At 52.0% G+C, this 16,098-nt stretch carries 9 protein-coding genes; 8 read left to right on the forward strand and 1 reads right to left on the reverse strand.

What is annotated here, in order from left to right; all coding sequences use genetic code 11:
* Positions 1-442 precede the first annotated feature (442 nt).
* From JQM68_RS11660 to JQM68_RS11675, 4 genes are read left to right on the forward strand one after another with little or no spacing between them, the layout of a single operon-like run.
* Positions 443-1,933, forward strand: coding sequence for a TIGR02677 family protein (locus JQM68_RS11660; RefSeq protein ID WP_235223177.1), 1,491 nt, complete (start codon positions 443-445; stop codon positions 1,931-1,933).
* A complete protein-coding gene (locus JQM68_RS11665) occupies positions 1,926-3,101 on the forward strand; it encodes a TIGR02678 family protein (protein WP_235223178.1) in 1,176 nt (391 codons plus the stop codon). The genes JQM68_RS11660 and JQM68_RS11665 overlap by 8 nt, the downstream gene beginning before the upstream one ends.
* Positions 3,079-7,122: a TIGR02680 family protein gene (locus JQM68_RS11670; protein WP_235223179.1), complete on the forward strand. Its 4,044-nt coding sequence runs from the start codon at positions 3,079-3,081 to the stop codon at positions 7,120-7,122. The genes JQM68_RS11665 and JQM68_RS11670 overlap by 23 nt, the downstream gene beginning before the upstream one ends.
* A complete protein-coding gene (locus JQM68_RS11675) occupies positions 7,119-8,405 on the forward strand; it encodes a TIGR02679 family protein (protein WP_235223180.1) in 1,287 nt (428 codons plus the stop codon). The genes JQM68_RS11670 and JQM68_RS11675 overlap by 4 nt, the downstream gene beginning before the upstream one ends.
* A 225-nt stretch (positions 8,406-8,630) precedes the next feature.
* Here the strand turns inward: JQM68_RS11675 and JQM68_RS11680 are convergent, their stop codons facing one another.
* Entirely contained in the window at positions 8,631-9,431 is an 801-nt protein-coding gene (locus JQM68_RS11680) for a hypothetical protein (RefSeq protein ID WP_235223181.1), read from the reverse strand.
* A 150-nt stretch (positions 9,432-9,581) separates the two neighbouring features.
* Between JQM68_RS11680 and JQM68_RS11685 the strand changes: the two genes are divergently transcribed.
* The 4 genes from JQM68_RS11685 (at position 9,582) to JQM68_RS11700 (ending at position 15,888) form a co-directional block, all read left to right on the forward strand.
* On the forward strand, positions 9,582-12,785 hold the full coding sequence (locus tag JQM68_RS11685; RefSeq protein ID WP_235223182.1) for a hypothetical protein: 3,204 nt from the start codon (positions 9,582-9,584) through the stop codon (positions 12,783-12,785).
* Complete coding sequence (locus JQM68_RS11690; protein ID WP_235223183.1) at positions 12,769-14,280, forward strand: site-specific integrase; 1,512 nt, start codon at positions 12,769-12,771, stop codon at positions 14,278-14,280. Before JQM68_RS11685 ends, JQM68_RS11690 begins: the two co-directional genes overlap by 17 nt.
* Before the next feature lie 208 nt (positions 14,281-14,488).
* Positions 14,489-15,076 (forward strand): helix-turn-helix domain-containing protein, encoded by a 588-nt coding sequence (locus JQM68_RS11695; RefSeq protein ID WP_235223184.1) that lies wholly within the window; start codon positions 14,489-14,491, stop codon positions 15,074-15,076.
* A gap of 2 nt (positions 15,077-15,078) precedes the next feature.
* The gene (locus tag JQM68_RS11700; protein ID WP_235223185.1) at positions 15,079-15,888 is read left to right on the forward strand and encodes a HipA domain-containing protein; all 810 of its coding nucleotides are present in this window, start codon (positions 15,079-15,081) and stop codon (positions 15,886-15,888) included.
* Positions 15,889-16,098: the final 210 nt, after the last annotated feature.

Below are 16,098 nucleotides of genomic sequence, written 5' to 3' on the forward strand. Positions count from 1 at the left end.
ACAGTATCTCAAACCCTTTTCGCTCACTGCGTTTACAAGTAATAAGGAATTGCAGGGAAGAAGTATTCAGCTTCTCTCCACGCCTGATGGGCGGAACCATAATTCTATACGGATTGACCGCCGTAGAATTACTTACGCGATTCTGCGAAGTCCGGAAGTAACGGCGCACAAGGCCATCGCGGAAAAGTGCGGATACAATACAGACAAACCTCACCTGTCGGGATTTGGCGGCGCAGGAAAACTATCAGAAGAAAACGCAGAGAAGTATGGAATAATTCGCCACCGCTTTATCAATATTTCAGAAATCGAGTCATCCACGAAACCCAGTTAACTGGAGAAACCATTGACGATAATTGCCAAATAAAAGCAAGTGGTATATACTGAGGCTGAATTCTCAGAAACGTGATGCACGGCAGCCACAGAAAGATAGAGGTGAACGGACATGGCATTGCAGGCAGATTTGCTGGAAAGCATTCCACAAACAAAATATCTATCCGTGGAGAGCTATCTTTCCTACCGGGCCATTATGCGGACGTTCTATTTGGAATACCAAAAGATGCATTATCAGCTGGACAAGGATACGATTCTGGCCCTGCTACATCAGGATCCTGTTTTTGCCGCGTACACGGCGGAAAATCTTGTGCCCGATCTTGACATGCTGGTCAAATGGAAGAATCTGACGCCCATTCAGGATCCCCATAAGGCGTATACGATTGCTGATTTCAAAAACCGCCAGTTTCAATACATGATGACAGAAGAGGCGCTGGAGATCGAGCGCATGACCGTCACGCTGGAAAACCTCTCCACCAAGACCACAGGACTTTCTGCCAGCGCATTTCGCAGGATTCAGAAGGCTCTGCACCGGGCCGAGCATCTGGAAGAAATGTCGTTGAAGGAAGTGGGCGAATGGTGGGAGGAGCTCCAGGAGGATTTTCGGCGGCTTCGCCAGAATCACCAGGACTATCTGCGGGAATTTTACGGCACCAATGCGGAAAAGCAGATGAAATCCGCAGAGTTCATCGCGTACAAGCAGCACCTGATCCACTATCTGGAGGAGTTCGTCCAGGATCTGCAAAACAGTTCCGCGCAAATCGGCGCGCAGCTGGAAGCCTTTACGGATGAGCAGGTGGAGCGAATTCTCACGCTGGTGCACCAAAGCGCGTTGGAGATCCCCCGCCCCGTTTCTGAGCAGACTCCGCTCTGGCAGGAGGAGCTGCGCCAGAAAGAAAAGGGTGTATGGGAGTCGCTGCTGGTTTGGTTTACCGGAAAGGATTCTACTGCCAGACAGGTAATGGACGTCACCAACGAAGTGATCCGCAGAGTGGTGCAGAATGCGGCAATTCTGGTTCAGATGCAGAATATGGGCGTCAGCAACAAGGCGGAGCTGCGGCATCTGATGACTCTGTTCGCCGATGTTCCCTCTGTCGAGGATGCCCACAGGCTTTCGGCTCTGGTATTCGGCGCTCAGCAGGCGAGACACTTTACTGTCAATGCCGAGCGGGAGACGGATCGCATCGACTTGAGCACTTACGAAGAGCAGCCCGTGGAATACGCCCTTCAGCCCAGAACGCGCACCTATAAGCCCCGCATGGATCGCAGCGGCTTTGCGGATAAAAGTGCTGAAAAGGCGGCACAGCGGAAGAAGATATTAGAGGAAGAGACAAAACTGCGGCAGAAGATTATGCAGTATATCCAGGACGGAAAGCTGGACTTCGCAGCTATTTCCGAACCCGTGCCGCCAGAGGTGCGGAGGGTGCTTCTCTCATGGGTCGCTATGGCGAATCTCGCCCCGGATGGAAAGAGCCATACGCAATACGGACAGCGTTTTTCGCTGCAGCGGCGCGGGAACGGCACCTGCAGCCTGATCTGCACGGATGGAACGCTGACAATGCCGGACTGTGTGCTGGTTTTTGAGGGCAATGCGTATGAATGAGTTCCGCAGTTTACTGGATCGCTTCTGGGTGACCAGAGCAGACGATAAAGACCTCTATTTTGCTGTGAAGCGGGCAATGACGAACGACCAGCGTTACCACCGCTTTGTGAATGAACAGCTGGGCTGGAACCTGATTATCAATGAATCGGTGGTAAAGCTGGAAAAAGTACCGCCCAGGGCGATGCCCTGGATGGGGATACAGGAGTTCCAGGAGAAGCTGGACTACTGCCTGCTGTGCGCGATGCTGCTGTTTCTCTCTGATCTGGACGATGGGGAGCAGTTCCTGCTGTCCTCCCTGACGGAATCGCTGGAGGCAATCCTTGCAGAGGTGCAGCCGGTGGACTGGACGCGCTTCCACCACAGAAAAGCGTTGGTGCGCGTTCTCCAATATGCGCAGAGAATGGGGATGCTCCTGGTATATGACGGCGTCAGCGAAGGCTTTGGCAATGACCAGTCCCAGGAGGTTCTCTATGAAAATACAGGGTTATCCCGGCATTTTCCCGTCCATTTTGGCCGGGATATCATGCACTGCAGAAGCATCGGGGATTTTGAGGCATTCTCCTGGGAGGGAGAAGAGGCAGAACGCGGCCGCCAGAGAATCCAGCGCGTATACCGGCAGCTGACATTGGCCCCGGCTCTCTACTGGTCGGAACAGAACCACAGCGACTATGACTATGTGAAGAACCAGCGCCCATGGCTGAGCCGGTATCTGGGAGAAGCTCTGGGCGGAGAACTGCAAATCCACAAGAACGGCGCGTTTTTGGTATTGGAGCAGGATAACCGCTTTGGCCCGGTTTATCCACGGGACGCCGCCATCTCGGACGCTGCGCTGCTGCTGTGCGCGCAGCTGCGCGGTCAGATTCTTTCTGGCGTATATCCCCGCAATGAAGACGACACCGTCTTCCTGACCCGGCGGGAGTTCCAGCAGGAGCTGGCTCAATGCCGAAGCCAGTATGGAAATGGCTGGGGACGGCGCCTGCGGGAGCTTCCCATGGACAAGCTTGCCCAGGAGTTGACCGCTTATATGGCAGGCTGGATGCAACTGGAAGAGCAGGAAGAAGGCTTTACGATTTATCCCGCCGCTGGCAAATGGGTGGGACACTACCCTGAGCGATATCAGAACGATGCAGGAGAGGAGGATGCCGATGAACCGCTGGAAGATGCATAAGCTGGGTTTCCTGAATTTCTGGCTGTATGACCAGGAGGAGTTCCTGATTCAAAACGGCCATATCCTGCTGCGGGGCGACAACGCATCCGGAAAATCCATTACGACCCAGAGCTTTATCCCCTTTATTCTGGACGGGAACAAAAGCCCGGAGCGGCTGGATCCTTTCGGCTCCCGGGATCGGAAGATGGAGTTTTATCTTCTGGGCGACGGTGATCAGGATGAGTCTACCGGATACCTGTACCTGGAATTCAAAAAAGAGAACACAGAGGAATATCTGACCATAGGCATTGGCATGCGGGCGCAGAGGGGAAAAGGAATCGACTTCTGGGGCTTCTGCCTGTGCGATGGCCGTCGGATTGGCCCCGGCGGCATATCACTTTGTGAAAAAATAGGGACGCAGATGCTCCCGCTGAGCAAGCAGAAGCTCCGGAACCTCATTGATGACGAGAACAACTGGGCGGAGAGCCCGGGCGTTTACAAGCAGATGGTCAATGACCGGGTATTTCAGTTCCGTGACATCCGCCAGTACGATCAGCTCATTCAGCTGCTGATCAAGGTGCGCACGCCCAAACTGTCCAAGGAGGCGTTCAAGCCTTCTGAGGTCAAGAAGATCCTGAACGAATCCCTGCAGGTGCTGACGGATGAAGACCTATCTGCCATGGTCAGCACCATGGAGCGCATGGACGCGCTGGAAGACACGCTGCGGGATTATCAGGCGGCCATGCGGGATGCCGCCATTATTCGCAATGAGTATACCCGCTACAATCAGTATATGCTGGGAATGAAGGGACAGGGCTATCTGCAGGCACATGCCAGAACCGTACAGCTTCAGGCCCAGCTCCGGGATGCCCGGAACAATCTCAATAAGCTGGAAGAGGAACTGCGGGATCAGACACAGCGGCAGGAAGAGGCAGAGGCCCTTTTGAGACGTGCTCAGGCCCAGCAGTCAGAACTGGGAGAGGACGATCTCGAGGTCCAGGGGAGGCGGATGGAGGACGAAGAAGCCACCTGCCGGCAGTATGCCGAACAAATAGCCAGCGGCAATGAACAGGTGGAGAGCCTGCAAAACAGCATCCGGCGCTGTGAAGCAGAGCTGCGCCAATTGGAGCGGACACTCTCTGACGCACAGGATGCTGTCCAGTCCGGCATCGGAGAACTGAACGAACAGAACACCTGCCTGCTGCTGGAGGAAGACCACGACCGGTTTATTCAGGCGTTGCAGGCACGGGAGGAAAATGCCGGCCAGCAGAACCCATCCGCGGCACTCCGGAGACGTAAAGAGCAGATCAGCGAGGTGCTGGCGTGCTTTGCGGAGCTGTCCCGGGCCAAAGATGCGTATGACGCCGCCTGTCAGGATCTGGATCAGGCCTCCACAACAGAGATCCAGGCGGGCAGCACGCTGCGGGACGCCCAGCAGCAGGAGCGGCAGGAGCGGGATCGGCTGCTGGAGGAAATCTCCCGCCAGCAGGCTGATAATCAGGAGCTCTGCCTGGGACAGGAAGATATGCTGTCCCTGAAACGGATGATCTCCCAGTACCGCTCTCCCGCGGACTGGTCGGCTGTGAGCAGCTTGGTCGAATCCTGCTATCTGAATCGACTCACCTTGCTGCAGGATGGGAGGAACAAGGGCGAACTGGAATGGAAATCGCTCCGTCAGGCGCGGGACGATGTGAAACGGGAATTGACGAGACTGCAGGGACAGTCCGACCCCATACCGCCCCGCAGAGAACAGATCCAGGCGACCCGCATCCAGCTGATGATGCGGGGGATTCCCCATGCGGCCTTTTACGAGGTGGTGGACTTTGCACCGGAGCTGGGGGAGGGGGCCAGAGCCCTGCTGGAAGCACAGCTGGCGGATGCCGGGCTTCTGGACGTTCTGGTGGTTCCGAAAGAACATTTGGACGAGATTCAGGAACTGCTCTCTACATACCCGGATCGGTTTTTGATTCCGGAAACGCCCGCCGATGACCCCATTACAAGTCTGATCCCGGATGGCGACCCGCGCTTCCGGGACGCTGTCACTGCCTGCCTGCGTGGGATATCCCAGTCTGATCTGGAAGCGGGAACGGCTCTGCTGCCGGATGGAAGATTTCGCTGCGGCGCTGTTCAGGGCTGCAGTTGCGCGGAGGGCCCTGCCGGCTTCGTCGGCGCGGCTGCGCGGCGTGCCAACCGGGAACGTCAGCTTCGCGAACTGGAAAACCGGCTGGAACAGGCGGAGAGACTGGCGCAGGAAAAGCAGGCCGAGGTAGCCGCCTTGAACCTGCGGCTGACTGCCCTGCAGGAAGAGCGTGGCCGAATGCCCACGGCACTGGATCTGGATCATGCTCTGGAAATGCTGGAGCAGGCACGGAAGGCACTGACGGAGGCGGAGAGTGAAAAGAAGCGGTGCATGGAAAAGGAGCACGCGGCCAGACAGGCCTCTGCCAGAATTGAACAGCAGAGCCGGGAGTTAAGCCGGGGCCTGCCCTATATGCGCACAAAAGAGGCGTACGAGGAGGCGCTCGCTGCCGCCAACACTTATCAGGAGCTGCTGTTTACGCTGACAGTCAGCTACAACAATCTCATTCATCTGGTCAACGCGGTCGAAACCAGAGAGGATCATGCTGCGGAGCTTCGCGACCAGGAGAGCAGTCAGAAAAAGACGGTTTCGCAGCTGCAAAAGCAGTTGGAGCTCTCCCGTGCGCGCATTCAGGTGATACAGGATTTCCTGAACAGGCCGGAAAACCTGGACAGAGCGCGTCAGCGCGCGGAACTGGAGCAGGAGATTGAAACGCAGCGCGGCCGGATGCAGGATGCGGAAAAGCAGAGCGTCATTCTGGAAGAGAGACGCCACCATCTGTCCGGCCTGCTCCAGCAGCAGAATGAGACCCTGCAGGAAGCCGTCTGGGAAGAGAAAGCCCTGAAGCAGTATTTTCTGGAGGATCTGAGGCTGGGACTCTCTCCAGTAACTGGAGATACCCTGGAACAGCAGGCAGAGGAAGCCAGCGGAAAGGTGCGCCCGGAGGATCGGGAGCGCACTCCCGAACGCATCGGCGAGGCCCTGCGCAACAACTATCAGCAGCACAACAATACCCTTCTGAAATACCAGCCGAAAATCGAACTGGTCTTCGAGGATGCCGCCAGGGCGGGAATGCTGCGCCAAAGGCTGTGCATCAGTCTGCAGTGGGAGGGGAAAGAACTCTCCCTCTACGATTTCATTCGGGAGCTGCAGGCAAAAATCGACATGACGGCCACGGTGCTGGAGGAAAAGGACCGGGATCTGTTTGAGAATATTCTGGCAGAGACCATCAGCCATAAGCTGCGGGCACGCATTGAAGAGAGCCAGCAGTGGACGAAAAACATGACCGATCTGATGGGAACGCTGAATACTTCCATGGGCCTGACATTCCGCCTGGACTGGAAGCCGAAGCGAGCCGAGGGTGGAGAGGAATTGGATACCGCCAGGCTGGTCCAGCTGCTGAATAAGGACCGGTCACTATTGACCCGGGAGGACAGCCAGAGCGTATCCACGCACTTCCGCACGAAGGTCAGGCGGGCCAGAGAGGAAGCCGCGCTGCGGAATCAGATGGTCAGCTACGCGGATTTGATCCGCGATGTGCTGGATTACCGGAACTGGTATGAATTCCAGCTGATGTATGAGCGGGACGGGGAGCCGAGAAAGGAACTGACTGACCGTGCTTTCAACAAGTTCAGCGGCGGCGAGAAAGCCATGGCCATGTATGTTCCGCTGTTTGCGGCGGTTTCCGCCCAGTATCAGAAGGGAGGCCCTCAGTGCCCCAGACTTCTGGCGCTGGACGAGGCCTTCGCGGGTGTGGATGAGCGGAATATCAGCGCCATGTTTGAACTGGTGGGTGTTCTGGACTTCGACTATATCATGAACTCCCAGGCACTTTGGGGCTGCTATGCCAACGTGAAGAGTCTGGATATTGCCGAACTGCACCGTCCGGCCAATGCTTCGGTCGTTACGATTCTGCGTTACTACTGGGACGGCGCCAGCCGCACTTTGGAGGATGGCCCATGAACGAGATGACATCATCCTGCGTGACTTATTTTAAGGATCATCCCGCCTACCACCGGATTCTGGAGCAGCTTCTCCGGAAATACCGGGGGTTTGGCCGCCCGGCCGGAACCATTTGTCTGGAGGATGCCACACCGGAGGAGTGCGGCGCCGCCCGCGATCTGTTTGGACGGTCGTTTTCCGCCCCCCTTCGCATCAAAACAGCGGATTTTGAGGCTGCACTTCAGAATACACGGTATCGCGGCGTTGTTTTAAAAGAAGTTCTGGAAAGCTATTTCGGCACCGTCATCCAGACGAAGCAGGAGCGTCTGGACCAAATGGACGCCTGCGTTCTGCGGATGGCAGAGCAGGCAAAGAAAGCGGTGCGGAGCGAGACGTGCCGCCGATGGCTGGAAGAATTGACCGGCAGGCAGGGGGAAGGATATCAGCTGATCCGAAAAGCCCTGCGCAGTGATGGGCGTACGGCACAGAAGGCGGTATTGCAGGCGTGCCAGAGTGTGGACTGGCTGGAAAGCCACTCCGGGGAGCGAATTCGGCTGGCGGTGCTCAGTGCCCACGCAACATCGGATCCCCATGCGCTGGACGGCAATACCCTGTGCGGAAAGATTTTCCTGCACCTCCTGTCAGCACGGACCGGCATGAAGTTCCCGTCTGATGCCGAGACACGGGCTGAGCTCTGCTATAACTGCGGCATTTTATGCGACAGCATATCGAGCTCTGTGACGCAGGTGGGCGTGCGTCTCTATACGGGTGGGGAAGAACACCCTGCCTACCGGGCTTTCCGCCTGCGAAACGAGGCCGGCACCCTTACACTCACCAATCTGTCCGGCGTGACGGCAGGGGACAGCCCTTCGGGAAGAGCCTATCTGGTGGAGAATCAAATGGTGTTCTCTCAGCTGTGTGACCGGGCGGCGCATTTCCATTCTCCACTGATCTGTACATCCGGCCAGCCGGCAGTTGCAGTGATCCGCCTGCTGGATATGCTGGCCGCTTCCGGCACAGACCTGTATTATGCGGGAGACTTTGATGGGAAGGGCCTGACCATCGCCCTGCAGCTGCTGACACGCTATCCGAACCGCCTGCATCTGTGGCATATGACGGCGGCGGATTATATGCGCTGCCGTTCAGATGTAATGTTGACCGAAGCCAGCCGGGCGCTTCTCCGAACCTGTAAAAACACCGCCCTTGCTTCAACGGCAGAGGCGGTTGGTGACAGCGGATATGACGGCTATCAGGAATTGCTGCTGGCTGAACTGCTTGCAGATCTGGTGGCGAATAAAGCATAACCATTGGGTTTAGGGTAAACAGCGGTGCTTTTGTGAAGAATTTCTGGTATTTCCGAAATGCATGTGTAAGAGGAAACTATAACGATCTGCAAAATGGTGTTCATGCAGCAACGATGCTTTTGAAAATGATCTTCAGTCATTTCATTCTGGGAATGGAATGACTGAAGAACAGAACTGATTTCCATTGGAGATTTCACCAGAAACTCATACAACAGAGAGCAGTAATCAGTAGATTTTGATCTGACTGCGCCTGTACACTGTGGTGAAAATGTGCTTCTCACCCTCTTCCTTTTCCCAATTTCCCGCAACTACAAGGATGGAATTCCTGAGGAGCTTGCTCTCCTTTTTGCCACCAGGGGCAACAAGAGTCCTAAACAGCTTACCTTTCATTTTTGCAAAAAGTTCTCGATCTTCAAATTTAAGTGTTATCCGCATACAGGTTCGTACACCGATAACTTTGCAATTGATCACCATGTTTTCACTGTTATAAACGGGCGATTCTGCCAACACACACTCAGCCATAAACGGATGGTCGAATTTCGGGCAGGATTGATCGATGGAGCGATTGTCTAAAAGGAGCTCCCTGACCGGGAACGGGCCAATGTAGGTAGAAGGCGCATTCTGCTTGCAGACTTTGTACATACGATCGAGGGAATTTATTCTGGCGGCCCCCTCATTTTTTACCCCACTGACGTTCCCATTGTCACGATTACCTGATGCATCAGTTTTCTGCGATCCATTAATGAACGTCTCAAGCAGGTTGAGAGGCTTGATATTTCCATACTCTCTCAGGTCTTGATCATTTTCAAACCCCGCCAGGCCGTATACGCAGGTCTGGGCATGCTTCGCACCAGCATACGGCGCGGAAAAATACTTTTGATCACCGCGCTCGACATATTTCATCTTGGCTTTGCACAGCGGATTCGGGCAAAAGTAATCCCGGCCCTTCATGCCGCAGTAGAACTGTACGTTCTTTGCACGGATTGACTTAGAACGATCAGCGTCCAAACAGGCAATAGCAGACATAATATATCCTCCCTTACTATTTTTTTGAAGGATACCCTTTCTCTGTTGTTTTGTCAAATTTTAAGTTCGCTGCTTCAAGTCAGGTCATCATTTTGTAATTTCTTGCGGCACCCCTTTTGACACTGCAAAACAACATTTCAGGAGGTTGCCATGCATACTGCAGTTTTTTCTCCCAGCAATCTTTCGCCCGTTCTCTCTGCTTTCGGCTTCGATCCTTCAGATGATCTTTCCGATCTGGAAATGCGTGTCCTCATGCTATATCTGAATCAGATTGCAACAAGCACGCATTGGCGAAACCCACATGACGCTTACCGCGACCCTGCCAATCACCAGAAGCTTTTGCATATTTTCCCGAAAAGCACCTCGCTTTTGAATGCACATCTCCAAGATATCTGGTTTGATGCTGCTTTTGACAATGCGTACCAACTTGTGGTTCAGCCATCTTTTCCCACCTATCCCACTCTCCGCATAAACTGGCTGGAATTTTTTGATGTTCTCAATGATTGCTGCGCTTACGAAGTCGACTACAGCAAAGAGCAAAATTGCTCGGATCTTTTCGTCTTCGCTCTGGTGTATTCGATTGTTTCACACCGGGATACCACCCCGGAATCAGCCTACCACGCATATCAGAACAACCAATCGGAGCTGCTCCCTATTTTTCCCTTCATCAGCCAGGAATCGTTTCAAAATCTCACCCGCACATTGACCTGTATTTCAGCTGTTTCTACGGAAGAGCCCCACACCCTCGTTGACGCAGAAAACGCTTTCCGCATTTTCAGCGACGCCAGTATCTCCCCCGAGCTTCAAATGAAGTACTGCTTATGGATCCATCAATACTATTTACCTCGTGCAAATACCATCGATAATCCTTTTCAGTACATTCGTGCGTGTGTTGAAAATGCAAAAGAAACCTTTGATGTTTCACCACATTTTGAAAATGAATTCAATCGGGCTGCTGAGCTCTTGGCGCAAGTGAAGGCTTCCGACTTTTTGGAAGTCCTCCTCTATCAGCACCTGTCCGAGGCCAAGCGTCAACTATCCGATTTTTCAGTTGAAAGCGGTTACGTCTTCTCGCAGTTTTTGGACTGCTGTCAGCCGCATGCAGCCGCTCTCATCTTAAACCCATCTCCTGCTTTTCTTCGCCGCTGCCAGAAGAGTTACTGTTTTAACAGCTATATTGATGTTCGGCCCGTTTTCTTAATGCATTGGGATACAACTGCCAGAGCTTTGGAAGGAGAATTCTCCGACATCAGGCGATATCAATTTCATTCCTCCTCCGACCTCACAAGCGGCAGGATCTTACCGAATCAATATGGGCCAATCCTTGCATTCCAGCGCAGCCCTGACGATAATGCCCGATTCTTTTTCCGGATTATCAACGAAGCCGCTTCCGGTACTCTCCTGCTGATGCTTTTGGCAGAGTCAACTGCACAGGAGTTATTCCAAAGCCTGATTGATTCCTCAATGGCTTCTTTCGTAGATGCTGTCGATCTTCTCCCAATGAATCTGTTTTCCTCGAAAGAAAAACACAAAGTTTTGATTCGCATAGTAAAAGGCAAGGCCGATTCGGCAGTCTCCGTAACTCCCTGTCTGCACCGCAGTTCCCCGTCATGCGCTCATATTCTTTTCGTACGGTCGGAGTTCTGCGTCCCTCTTTACGCACTGCTTGGCAAGGCAAGCATCCGCGAAGCACTGAAGGACTATCTGAATGCATCCTCCCTCAGAAAGCGCCGGGCGCGTCCTCAGGCCTATTCGTTCAGCCCCGAGCTGACAATCTGGTACACAGCAGTTCAGAAGCGTGATATGCGCTTCAAAGTCAAAGCATATCTCTGTGAATACCCGAGCCACAAGCAAGAACAGCAGAATATTCTTAAGCGAGGGAAAGAAATCAAATCTGCCTGCGTATGGAACACCATGTGCACAAATGAGGCAGAAATCCATCACTGGTTGGAAGATACAGCTGTTTTCTCAGACAAAATCTACAATCATGCTGTTAAACTGCTGAATACGCATTACAAAAAAAGTCCACTAACACTGAAGTCATTCTGGTATCTCCATTTTCAGGACGAAGTTCTTAGTGAATTCAATCAGTTTGACATCTGCCGCAGTTTCATCCGCAGCAGCGCCGCTTCGCAGCTTCTGGTCGGCGCTTCTGTTCGGGAAGAGTATGAAGCGGCATCAGCCGCATTTCTGTCCTCCACATCATGCTGCGGAGCGTCTTGCAATGTGGATGAAGCTGAACTGGACATCTGGAACTTCCTCAGCATTCTCCTGGATATCGCCGTGAAAGAGCGGTACTACAAGGCCAATCCCCTTGAAGACGAGCCTTCTCCCAGCCGCCTTAGACACTCAGATTTTCAGGAATTGCGCGATGCTCTCACAAAAAAGACCTTTTCCATATCAGAAGAGCAGATCTTTCTGGACACCGTTCATAAGGAGTTGCCTGCCGGCCCTGCTCTGGGCGCACTGATTCGTTTCTATACCGGCTTACCAGCTGCTCAGGTCTGCGCATTGAAGTACCGGGACTTTGTCAGTCTGCCGTACACACATGATTACCAGTTCCTGGTGTACCAGGCGGTTTCTGAGGAAAAGCCGCAGAACGGCACTAAGAAGGAGCGCACGCTTGTTGCACTCCGCCGTGAGGAAGAGTATCGCCGGATACCGGTGATCTCCGTATTGTCCAAACTGATTCTCGAGCGAATGAAAAGCATGGAAAAGAGCGGGATCCTTGTTGAAAATTCCGATTATTTCATCCTTTCTGACTTTGACAGTTCATCTGGCGGCACGGCATCACTTTCTCAGCCCGTCTCTCCTGCTTCACTGCAGCGTTATTGTAAAAAGCTCATTCAATCGATTGGCATTGAAGACATCTATCTCGAAATACCGGATGAAGACGGCGGCGCAAAAGTCAGCAATTTCAGCCGCTACCAAGCCGATTTTTTCCGCACAAATGTCCGCTTTCGGCTGAAAGAAACCTGCGGTTTCAGCAATTCCGAATGCGACTACTTTCTCGGCCTTCAGCAGCAGAACACTTTTGCAAAGCACTATTGTGATTTTTCAAACAGCCTCTCCCAGAACGTTATGCTTGCCAAACTTGAAGCCTGGTCAGCCTTGCACCGCATCGGTTCCTCTCAGCTGCCCTACGAAAAAGTGTTCACCGCCAAGGATCGTGTGCTGGAAGTGCCCGCTATGATGCCTTGCTGCGCAACAGCGAGTTTGACCTGTAAAGTTGCTCCCGGTTCCAAAGGCAATTCATCTGCCCCATCTGAAGTTTCAATCACCATAGAATGTGATCACGGATTCAACGGCATGCTGACTTTAACAGAAGGAGGCTCCCATGGGAAACAAAACTGACAGGCAACTGGACTTTTCGAATCTGCCTCAGACAATTGACGGCAAATTTACCTTCTTTGGCGTTTTGAACAACTTCTATTATTATGAAGACAAATCAGCCAAAAACCACGTCGGTGGAATCTCCAGGAACTGGAAAAAAGATTCCACTCTGCGTGAATACAAGCTGATTTATGAAAACACAATTTTCCCATTTGTCCCACACCTTCCTTTAGAAGATCTCACGAAAGATGACTTCGATAAAATTATCGAGGAAATCAAAGGCCGGGGCAGCAAGGTTAAGAATGGCGTTTATACCGCTTCCCGGCTTCAGACGTTTCGCCGCCTCATCAAGGTCGTAACCGAGGAAGCGGCAAAGCAGCAGATCTGTGATGATGTCCTGTATGGTTCCAGTTATACCGTGCCGGATACCGAAACATGGGAACATCAGGCAAAAAAAGAGCACATAGTCCTGCGGAAATCATTTACGATCAGGGAAGAAATTAACATCACCAGAGCCATTCTGCGCGATTGCAGGGAATCCGGCCAGGAAATCGGCCTTGCGTTCATGTTCTGCCTTGGATTAAGAAATGAAGAGGCCTGCGGTCTCAATTGGGGGGATATCATCCCAATGCAGCATCATCCCGGCTGTTACTGCTTGTGGATTTACAAGAGCACCCGCCGTGGAACCAATCAGCTGCAGGCTGGCGGCAAGACAAAGAATATGGCAAGAATGCTGCCCATACCATCCGCTCTCCTGAAAATTCTGGAAGACCGCAAAACATACATGCTGAGTGAAATTGATGCCGGGCATCTGGTGCTTCCTCCCAACAAAACATTTGATCAGCTCCCCATCGTCTGCAGCGGGAGCGATTTCCTGACACGATGCAGTTCTTCAAAACTGACTGCGGCCGGGCGAAAGCTTTTGAAAAAAGTTGAAGTCCCAGAGGCTGAGCTTGCCTATATTGATATTGAGCTGGAGCAAAACCGCTTTGCGTTCGATGGTGTTCGCGAAAAGGATCCGACCGTATATCTCTGCCGCAGAAATCTGGGCACGCATTTGTATATTCTTGGACTGGAAGAACCCCAGATCCAGTATATCCTTGGTCATGACATTCAGGATCCTTACGCCAGCAGAAACGACTACGCGAACGAAGACAAGCTCTATGAAATTAAAACAAAGCTTGACCGCCGGCCGCTGGTTAATATGCTCAGCCTTCCGGGCGATAAGCCCATTATCATTAAAGGCGATTTTGCCGAAAACTTCTTTGGCTGCTGCCAGAAACAGTTCCAAGTCCAGGTCAGCAATGCAAGTAAAATTACACTTCTGAGCTCAGCCATCAAACCACAGGATCAGATCCGCATCCGGATTTCTGTCAGCAACGCAGCCCTGGAAGACGGCCGTATTCAGGTATCTGGCCTGCCCGCCGCGCAAGGTAGAACGATTGATATTTCAACTCTATATCAATCGTTTTATCGCAAAGTCCTGAATCGGATCCCGCAGCAAAGTTCAAAATAATCGGCAGAATTCGAGTGTAACCAACACACAAAACGGGGCTGTCTCACTAAAGAAGTGAGGCAACCCCCTCTTTGTTTCAGCCGATCACAATACCAGCTATGTCCTGTTTTAATGATTTGTAAGCGTAAACAGTTGACAATTCTTATCCAAACACATATGATGTAATTAAATTAAAAAAATTACATACAATATGTCTGGAGGTGTTTGCATGGAACATGTAGATTATAAGGCTTTGTGTCGTGAATTGTTTGGAACGACGGACGTAAGCGAACTCAAAAAAATAGCAGCACAGGTCAATCAAAAAAATCCCCGGCAGGCTGGCCGCAAAAAGAAGTTTACAAATGAAGATATTGCAGCAATGCGGAAGCTGCGTGCGGACGGGGTGCCCATGCAGACGATTGCGGATCGGTATGGTACCTCCAGACAAATTGTGAGCAAGTATCTGAATCAGGCACCTGATGCCGGATATACAATGCGAATGACTTTGATGTATCAGAACAAGCCTTGTACAGCTATCGATGTGAATTTCCTGCAAAATAAAATCCGGATCCAAAACTACACGAAGGATATTCTCCACCGCGCTTTCGGCGTGAAGGAAAACCCAACATGGGAGGATTTTTATGTGTTTTTGCAGGACCGTTGCTTTCCCAGGACTCGCGGAAATGTGAAGACTCTCCTGGCTGGACTGGGATTGCAGGACTATGATTCATTACAAATTGTGGAAAAAACAAATGGCCGAACGGCAGAAGATGACTTGTGGCTGAAATTCCAGTATTACGGAAGGACAGGTGCCTGAGTATGAAGGAAGTAAATTTGACCGCATATGAAAACGAGCCGATCAGCGGCCACACCTCCAAGGGGGACCAGCCGAAATGGCATATTGGTACCGACTGGTATAAGGCTGATCACATGGGATATGAGGCATTATCTGAAGTAATGGTCAGCTGGATGCTGAAGAACTCTACAATCGAAAACTATGTGTGTTATACTCCAGTTAGGATTTTAGCTTCTGATAAAGAGTATATCGGATGTCAGAGCAAAAACTTCCGTCAGGAGGGAGAAATGCTCCTACCGCTGGAAAAACTGCACCGCGCCTATTACGGTGTTGGTTTGGCCCAAAAGCTGGCAGAAATCCCAGAGACAGAGGAACGCATTCAGTATACGGTTTCTTTTGTGGAGGAACGTACCGGGCTAGCTGATTTTGGAGCTTACCTGAGCACACTTCTGGAACTTGATGCATTTATCCTGAATGAGGATCGGCATACCAACAACATTGCTGTGATTCGAAACGAAAAAGACGGGACGTTCAGGTTGTGCCCAATTTTTGATAACGGATTGGCACTTCTTTCTGACCTGAACGACTATCCTCTTACCAGAGACATCTATGAATGCATCGACGCTGTGAAAGCAAAACCGTTTGTATCAGATTTTGATGAACAAGCCGAGGCTGTAAGCCGGTTGTTTGGAAGCCGGCTGAAGTTTTATTTTACAAAGAAACAACTGCACCAAGAGATTCAGGAACTCAAGGATTATTATGCCAACGAAATCGTGGAGCGAGTCGAGATGACGATTTTGGAGCAGATGCGGCGATATGGGTACTTGTTCTGACAGAAATTTGCCGCCGCATCCCCCAATGGCTAATTCCGCCCGGCGCTAATACTTGCAAGATTTACTTCCGATTTAACGCTGTTTTGCATGAGTTACTTCTGTTTCAGCCAAAAATTCATCATATAGAAATGCTGTTAGAGTCGGACGGAAACGGCCAAATAGTGTCGGAAGAAAACGGCCAATCGTAGCCGCCTAAAAACGGCCGAATGG

The sequence above is a fragment of the Oscillibacter valericigenes genome (assembly GCF_021531435.1).
Taxonomy (GTDB): Bacteria; Bacillota; Clostridia; order Oscillospirales; family Oscillospiraceae; genus Oscillibacter; species Oscillibacter valericigenes_B.

Bases quoted from the DNA above. Each gene is read 5' to 3' on its own strand.
- JQM68_RS11660 (WP_235223177.1), top strand. From the start codon at position 443: ATGGCATTGCAGGCAGATTTGCTGGAAAGCATTCCACAAACAAAATAT.
- JQM68_RS11665 (WP_235223178.1), top strand. From the start codon at position 1,926: ATGAATGAGTTCCGCAGTTTACTGGATCGCTTCTGGGTGACCAGAGCA.
- JQM68_RS11670 (WP_235223179.1), top strand. From the start codon at position 3,079: ATGAACCGCTGGAAGATGCATAAGCTGGGTTTCCTGAATTTCTGGCTG.
- JQM68_RS11675 (WP_235223180.1), top strand. From the start codon at position 7,119: ATGAACGAGATGACATCATCCTGCGTGACTTATTTTAAGGATCATCCC.
- JQM68_RS11680 (WP_235223181.1), bottom strand. From the start codon at position 9,431: ATGTCTGCTATTGCCTGTTTGGACGCTGATCGTTCTAAGTCAATCCGT.
- JQM68_RS11685 (WP_235223182.1), top strand. From the start codon at position 9,582: ATGCATACTGCAGTTTTTTCTCCCAGCAATCTTTCGCCCGTTCTCTCT.
- JQM68_RS11690 (WP_235223183.1), top strand. From the start codon at position 12,769: ATGGGAAACAAAACTGACAGGCAACTGGACTTTTCGAATCTGCCTCAG.
- JQM68_RS11695 (WP_235223184.1), top strand. From the start codon at position 14,489: ATGGAACATGTAGATTATAAGGCTTTGTGTCGTGAATTGTTTGGAACG.
- JQM68_RS11700 (WP_235223185.1), top strand. From the start codon at position 15,079: ATGAAGGAAGTAAATTTGACCGCATATGAAAACGAGCCGATCAGCGGC.